The sequence below is a fragment of the uncultured Winogradskyella sp. genome (genome assembly GCF_937958655.1).
In the GTDB taxonomy this organism is placed as follows: domain Bacteria; phylum Bacteroidota; class Bacteroidia; order Flavobacteriales; family Flavobacteriaceae; genus Winogradskyella.
On sequence record NZ_CALGNH010000082.1, the window covers coordinates 23,393 to 31,022 of the forward strand.

General features: G+C 35.2%; 5 protein-coding genes. All 5 read left to right on the plus strand.

What is annotated here, in order from left to right:
• Nucleotides 1-20: 20 nt before the first annotated feature.
• Nucleotides 21-1,187, plus strand: a complete 1,167-nt coding sequence (locus tag Q0800_RS13590) for a DUF5627 domain-containing protein (RefSeq protein WP_299130788.1) — start codon at nucleotides 21-23, stop codon at nucleotides 1,185-1,187.
• Between the two features lie 164 nt (nucleotides 1,188-1,351).
• Entirely contained in the window at nucleotides 1,352-2,722 is a 1,371-nt protein-coding gene (locus Q0800_RS13595; RefSeq protein WP_299130799.1) for a DUF1080 domain-containing protein, read from the plus strand.
• A gap of 4 nt (nucleotides 2,723-2,726) precedes the next feature.
• Nucleotides 2,727-4,070, plus strand: a complete 1,344-nt coding sequence (locus tag Q0800_RS13600) for a Gfo/Idh/MocA family oxidoreductase (protein WP_299130790.1) — start codon at nucleotides 2,727-2,729, stop codon at nucleotides 4,068-4,070.
• A 3-nt stretch (nucleotides 4,071-4,073) separates the two neighbouring features.
• Nucleotides 4,074-5,270, plus strand: coding sequence for a Gfo/Idh/MocA family oxidoreductase (locus Q0800_RS13605; RefSeq protein WP_299130793.1), 1,197 nt, complete (start codon nucleotides 4,074-4,076; stop codon nucleotides 5,268-5,270).
• 220 nt (nucleotides 5,271-5,490) lie between these two features.
• Nucleotides 5,491-7,630 (plus strand): sulfatase (locus Q0800_RS13610; protein WP_299130796.1); only part of this gene is annotated, 2,140 nt, incomplete at its 3' end.

Sequence of the window (7,630 nt, forward strand, 5' to 3'; positions counted from 1 at the left end):
CTAAAAGAAAAAAAATAGACATGAAAATAAAATTAAAATTAGTAGTAATAGTCGCTATGGTCTTTAGTGTAATTGCTTGTGAAAATCAGGAAAATGATTTTGATGACTTTGGTTCCACTTCGGTATATTTTCCATTTCAAACGCCTATAAGAACACTAATTCAGGGTAAGTATGATTTGGGTTTTAATGATAACGATAATAACGGACGATTTGAAATCGGTGTGATTATGTCTGGTGTTTTTAATAATGAGATAGATCGAAGAGTACATTTTGAGTTAGCACCTGATTTAATAGATGCCGCTGCTTTAGGTGTAGATACCGTAAACGTTAGAATCTTACCTGCTTCTTATTATACAATTGAACAAGAAAGCCCAGTAACTATACCTTCGGGCTCTATAGATGGACGTATTCCAGTGCAGCTGACAGATGCTTTCTTTGATGATCCTTTATCATTTGCTGAGTTTGAAGATGTACATTATGTTATTCCTTTAAGAATAACAGATTTTGAAGCGCTTGATACGCTTTTGGCAGGTGTACCTTTAGTAGACAATCCAATTAAAATAAGAGATGAAGATTGGGATCCGTTGCCAAAGGATTATACGCTTTTCGGTATTAAATTTATTAATAAATATGATGGTATATATTTAAGACGCGGAGAAGATGCCGCTGTAGGTTTTAATGAATCAGTTACGGTTTTTGCTAACGGCAATCCTACAGAAACAGTATCAGAGAACATTGAAGGCTCTACAATTTACAGAGCAGAATTTGTGGTACAAGATGAGCTTATTCCTTTAACGACTTCAGGTAGGAGTGAAACAACAACTACCATAGATGTAAGAAGACCTGGTCTTGCCGCTGATGTTCAGTTATCTCTACGATTAACGTTTAACGATAACGACCAAATTACGGTTTCTAATGCTGATCCAAATAGTAATATAATTGTAACGGGAACAGGAACCTTCGTAGAGGATGGCGATGAATGGGGAGGAGAAAGTAGAGACGTAATTTACTTAGATTTTCAATATGTAGAACAAGATGTTGAAGTCACTCAGGAATTCTTTTTTGGTTCATTAGTTTCAACAACAACATCAACGTTTGAATTAAATCATCAGGTAAACGATACGTTAGTTATTAGAGACAGAAACGTGAGATTCGAAGAGTTTGTAGTTGATTTGACAACGGACTAAAAGTTATTTCAAATTTAGTAATAGACTCTAGTTTTAACTAAATAGTTTTAAAAATACATCAAACCCTTCATTATGCTTAATATAATGAAGGGTTTTTCAATTAAAACATAAAATTAATATTATCTTAACTAAAAAAACCAGTCAAAGTGAGACAATTTAAATTCATTACAGCAATAGTAAGCTGTGCCTTTATTAACCTAGCCTTAGTTTCTTGTAAAAGTAATCAAGAAGATATACCGTGGACAAATCTTATTAATAATAATTCCTTAGAGGGTTGGAATATTAAAGGAGGCGAAGCCAAATATATAGTAGAGGATGGAGTTATTATCGGTACAACAGCCGCCAATACACCAAATACATTCTTAATTACTAATGACATGTATGGAGATTTTATTTTTGAAATCGATTTTAAAGTCGATTCCACCATGAATTCCGGAATTCAAATACGTAGTAATAGCTTACCATATTACAGAGAAGGCATTGTGCATGGCTATCAAATAGAGATAGACCCATCAAAACGTGCTTGGAGTGGTGGAATTTATGATGAAAAAAGACGTAAGTGGCTACATACTCTAGAGAATAATCCAAAAGCGCAAAAAGCCTTTAAGCAAAATGAATGGAATCACTATCGTGTTGAAGCCATTGGTGATACCATAAAAACTTGGATTAATAAGGTGCCTGCGTCACATTTAATTGATGATAAAACAACAAGTGGTTTTTTTGGTTTACAGGTTCACTCTATTGGAAAAAACAAGGACAAACTTGGTAAGCAAGTGATGTGGAAGAACGCTAAAATTTTAACAGAGAATCTTTCTAACTATACTACGGAATCACCTTTAGAACCTGTAATAACAAAAAACAACTTAACGGTTAACGAACAAAAATCAGGTTGGCAAATGCTTTGGGATGGTAAAACTACTGATGGATGGAGAGGTGCTAAGTTAAACGCATTCCCTGATAAAGGTTGGGTGATCGAAAATGGTGAATTAATTGTCCTAGCATCAGGAGGAGCAGAATCTGCTGCAGGTGGAGATATCGTTACAACTGAAGATTATAAAAATTTCGAATTGTTGGTAGATTTTAAATTAGCTCCTGGAGCTAATAGTGGCATTAAATACTATGTCGATACAGAAATTAATAGAGGGCCAGGTTCATCCATAGGTTTAGAATACCAAATTTTAGATGATGAATTGCATGAAGACGCTAAAAGAGGGTCTCACGAAGGCAGTAGAACGGTTTGTTCCTTATACGACTTAATTCAAGCAAATCCTGAAAAACCCATCAAACCCATTGGAGAATGGAATACAGCATACATCAAATCAATAGATAATCGTGTAGAACATTGGATTAACGATGTTAAGGTTTTAGAATACGAACGAGGAAGTGAGGAATTTCTAAAATTAGTTTCAGAAAGTAAATACGCAAAGTGGCCTAATTTTGGATTGCTTGAAAAAGGACAAATTCTACTACAGGATCATGGAGACAAAGTGGCATTCAGAAACATTAAAATCAAAGTTCCAAAAGCAAAAAACTAGTAACATGGAAAACAATCGTAGAGATTTTATTAAAAAAACAGCAGCAGCAGCTATTGGAGTCAGTTTAACAGGTGGTGTTAATGCCATGTCTGCAAAAAGCTATACTAACATAATTGGAGCAAATAATCGTTTAAATGTTGCCATCGCTGGTTTGGGAAGACGACTAAACGCATTTAAATCACCAATAGCTCTTAAAGAGAGCAATGTTAAATTACTCTACTTGTGCGATGTTATGGAAAGTCAGCGTCTCAAAGCCTTAAAAGGATTTAGAGAGCATATTGATTACAACCCAAAGTTAGAAAACGATATTAGAAACGTATTAGACGATAAAAAAGTAGATGTATTAATTAATGCCACACCAGACCATTGGCACACACCAGGCTCTATTATGGCTATGAAAGCTGGGAAGCACGTTTACGTAGAAAAACCATGCAGTCATAATATGCACGAAAATGAACAACTCGTAAAAGCCGCAAAGCACTTTAACAAAGTGGTTCAGATGGGTAATCAACAACGCTCATCGGGTCATACGATAGAAATAATAACAGAAATCCATAATGGAGTCATAGGGAAACCTTACAAGGCTGTAGCTTTTTATAATAATGGAAGAGGACGAGTTCCTTTGCAGAAAAATGCCACCATACCTGAAGGTTTAGATTGGGATTTATGGCAAGGACCAGCACCAAGACGTAATTATACTTCCGAAACATGGAATTACAATTGGCATTGGTATGGTTGGGATTATGGGACAGCCGAAGCTGGTAATAATGGAACACACGAGTTGGATGTAGCACGTTGGGCGTTGCAAGTAGATTTTCCTCAACATGTATATGTTGAAGCTGAAAAGCGTCACTTTTTAGATGATGGTTGGGAAATGTATGATGATATGGAAGCGACGTTTAAATTTGCAGATAATAAAGTGATTAAATGGGACGGAAAATCTAGAAATAGCTATAGTACTTATGGAGGTGGAAGAGGTACTGTAATTTATGGTACAGAAGGCTCTGTATTTGTGGATAGAGGCAAGTATATCTTATACGACCGTAGAGGCAAAGTAGTTAAAGAGTATAATTCGGCCTCAAAAGAAGCAGGAAACGCTTTAGGTGGTGGTGGAGATACGTCAACACAACACGTTCAAAATTTGTTTAACACTATTAGAGGTAAAGCCAAACTAACGGCACCAATTGATGATGCCAGTAAAAGTATGGCTATGGTACACTACGCTAATATTGCCTACAGAATTAATAATGGTTTTGATATAGACGATAAAACTGGTACGATGTATGATAGAGATGCTATGAAACTTTGGTCTAGAACCTACGAACCAGGTTGGGAACCTAAACTATAAAATTTGAAAAGACGGTCATTCATAAAAAAAACAGCTGTAGCTACTGCAGGTATTGCTGGATCTTCGTATTTATATGGCAATATACTATCTCATATAAAAGCCAATGCAACCATAAATATTGGTGTTATTGGTACAGGAGTTCGAGGCAGTGGATTAATGTCAATTATCAATTCTATTGATAACGTGAATGTGATCGCTGCTTGCGATGTTTTACCATTTCGATTAGAAAAAGGTTTAGCAAAATCAAATTCTAAAGCCGCAGGTTATTCAGATTATCGAAAACTTTTAGGTAATAAGGATATAGACGCTGTTATCATCGCAGTACCTTTTCATTTACATTCAAAAATAGCCATTGATGCACTCGATGCTGGTAAGCATGTGTTTTGCGAAAAGACATTAGCAAAAGGCTATGATGGTGTAAAGAAATTAGTAAGCAAAGCCAATCAATCTAAAAACATATTTCAAACGGGTCATCAATATCATAGTTCGAGACTTTACACGCATGTTGTAGACCTCATTAAAGATGGACAAGTCGGTAATATTACAGCTTTTGAATGTCAATGGAACAGACACGGCAATTGGAGACGTCCAGTTACTGAGACTAAATATGAAAAAGCCATTAACTGGCGCATGTACCGAGAATTTTCTGGAGGTCTTACGGCAGAATTAGCTTCGCACCAAATCGATTTTGTCAATTGGGTACTTAATGAAACCCCTAAACAAGTGATGGGCATTGGAGGTGTAGATTATTGGAAAGATGGCCGAGAAACTTATGATAATGTTCATTTAACTTATAGTTATCCAAACGGAGTTAAAGCAAAATTTACATACTTAACTAATAATGCTAAAGATGGGTACCAAATAAAAGTAATTGGTGATAAAGGCACTATAATTATTGATATGAAAAATGCTTGGTTTTATCCCGAAGGCCAAAAGAAGAATAGAGTTCTTGGAGATGTCGATGGTGTTAGCGGTGCAACTGTTCAATGGGACAAAGAAAAAGGTTACCAAATAAATGTAGAACATCTAAATCCAACAAAACAAGCCTTGTTAGATTTTAGAGAGGGCATTTTAAATAATAAACAACCTAAATCGGATATCATTACGGGTGCAAAAACTGCAATCTGCGTTCAAATGGGACTCGATGCTATGTATAATAACGATATTGTAAAATGGAATTCTAGCGTTCTTGGCTTATAGTTCAAAAAGAGTGCTTTAAAAGTTTACAATACATCACATTTACCAAATTTACTTTTATAGTTTTTGCCCTCTGTTTTTTCGACTTTTTACGGTATGCATTTTGAAGTCTAAATATTCAGGATAGAACAGGATAGAAGACCCTTGATAAAAACTTAATTTTAAAGCTTATCAAAAGGGTCTTAAAACACCTGAATTCAACAAACAATTAAGCCATTGAAATATGTTTAAAAATAGTTATTTAATAGTGCTGTTAAGTGCGTTATGCAGTTTGAATATCACGAATGCACAACAAGGTAATGATGGAGAAAAACCCAACATCATTTTTATTCTTACGGACGACCAGCGTTTCGATGCTATTGGCTATGCGGGGAACAACTATGTTGAAACACCAGAAATGGATGATTTGGCAAAAAAAGGTACCTATTTTAATACAGCCATAGTTACCACACCTATTTGTGCTGCAAGTAGAGCGAGTATTTTAACAGGTTTACATGAACGTGCTCATAACTTTAATTTTCAAACAGGAAATATTAGAAGCGAATACATGGACGATTCGTACCCAACACTTCTCAAAAATAATGGCTATCATACAGGGTTTTATGGTAAGTATGGCGTGCGTTATGATGATTTAGACAAGCAATTTGATGAGTTTGAATCTTATGACAGAAATAACCGTTATAAGGATAGAAGAGGGTATTATTATAAAACACTTGATAACGACACAGTTCACTTAACGCGTTATACAGGTCAGAAAGCTCTAGATTTTATTGATAATAATGCAACTAATGAAAAACCATTCTGTTTGTCACTAAGTTTTAGTGCACCTCATGCACATGATGGAGCGCCAGAGCAATATTTTTGGCAAAACACTACAGATAACTTACTCACAAACACAACCATTCCTGGACCAGAACTAGGTGATGATAAATATTTTAATGCACAACCTGAAATTGTTAAGAAAGGATTCAACTGGTTACGTTGGACATGGCGTTACGATACGCCAGAAAAATACCAACACAGTCTAAAAGGGTATTACCGAATGATTTCTGGAATCGATTTAGAAATCAAAAAAATTCGAAATAAGCTAAAAGAAAAAGGACTCGATAAGAATACAGTCATCATAGTTATGGGTGACAATGGCTATTTTTTAGGAGAACGAAAACTAGCAGGAAAATGGTTAATGTACGATAACTCTATTAGAGTGCCATTAATTGTATTTGATCCAAGAGAAAATAACCATCAAGATGTTAAGGATATGGTATTAAATATTGATGTGCCACAAACCATTGCAGATTTAGCTGGTGTTAAAGCACCATCAACATGGCAAGGAAAAAGTTTGATGCCTATCGTTAAAAAGGAAACAAATACAATTGCAAGAGATACCATTTTAATCGAGCATATTTGGGATTTTAGTGAAATTCCTCCAAGTGAAGGTATAAGAACTAAAAAATGGAAATATTTCAGGTATGTTAACGATAAGTCCATTGAAGAGCTTTACGATTTAGAGAAAGACCCTCAAGAGATTAAAAATCTTGTTGGTAAAAAGAAATACAAAAAAGTACTTGATAATTTAAGGGCTAAAACTGATGAGCTAATCAAGAAAAACAGCAATGCATACGGAGCTGCACCAACAGATTTAACGGTAGAATTGATAAGAGAACCAAGTAAAGATGTTAAGATTTTCGATTTAAAACCAGAATTCGGGTGGACAGTCCCTTTAGGTGCAAAATACCAAGGCGCTTATCAAATTTTAGTAGCATCAAATAAGGCTGATATTGATAATAATAACGGAAATGTTTGGGACAGTAGAAGAGTCGCATCTATAAAATCTACGGATGTTGAGTATGAAGGTAAACCTCTAGAAATTGGAAAAACCTACTATTGGAAAGTTAGAATTTGGGATGAAGCAAACCGATTAGTTGACTATGCCGAAGCACAACAATTTACAACAGGAAAAAGTGATAGTTACATCATTTCAACAGAAAATAAATTTGTAACCACTGAAGTAAAACCAGCGAAATTCGCAAAAAAGGGAGAGGCATATATTATTGATTTCGGAAAAGCGGCTTTTGCAACTATGAATTTTAATTATGATGCGAAAACACCGCATACGCTCACAGTACACGTAGGTGAAATGGTTAATGACGATGGTAGTGTTAATAGAACACCACCTAAAAAGAGTAATATTCGCTATCAAGAAATTAAAGTGGATGTAAAACCAGGTCAAACAAAATACCAGATTAAAGTTCATGAAGACAAGCGTAACACAAGAGCCAATAAAGCCGTGCCTTTACCAAATGGTTTTCCACCTTTAGTACCATTTAGATACGCAGAGGTAGAAGGTGCTCAAAACGACCTTA

Coding starts and splice junctions, on each gene's coding strand:
- Q0800_RS13590 (WP_299130788.1), top strand. CDS start 21: ATGAAAATAAAATTAAAATTAGTAGTAATAGTCGCTATGGTCTTTAGT.
- Q0800_RS13600 (WP_299130790.1), top strand. CDS start 2,727: ATGGAAAACAATCGTAGAGATTTTATTAAAAAAACAGCAGCAGCAGCT.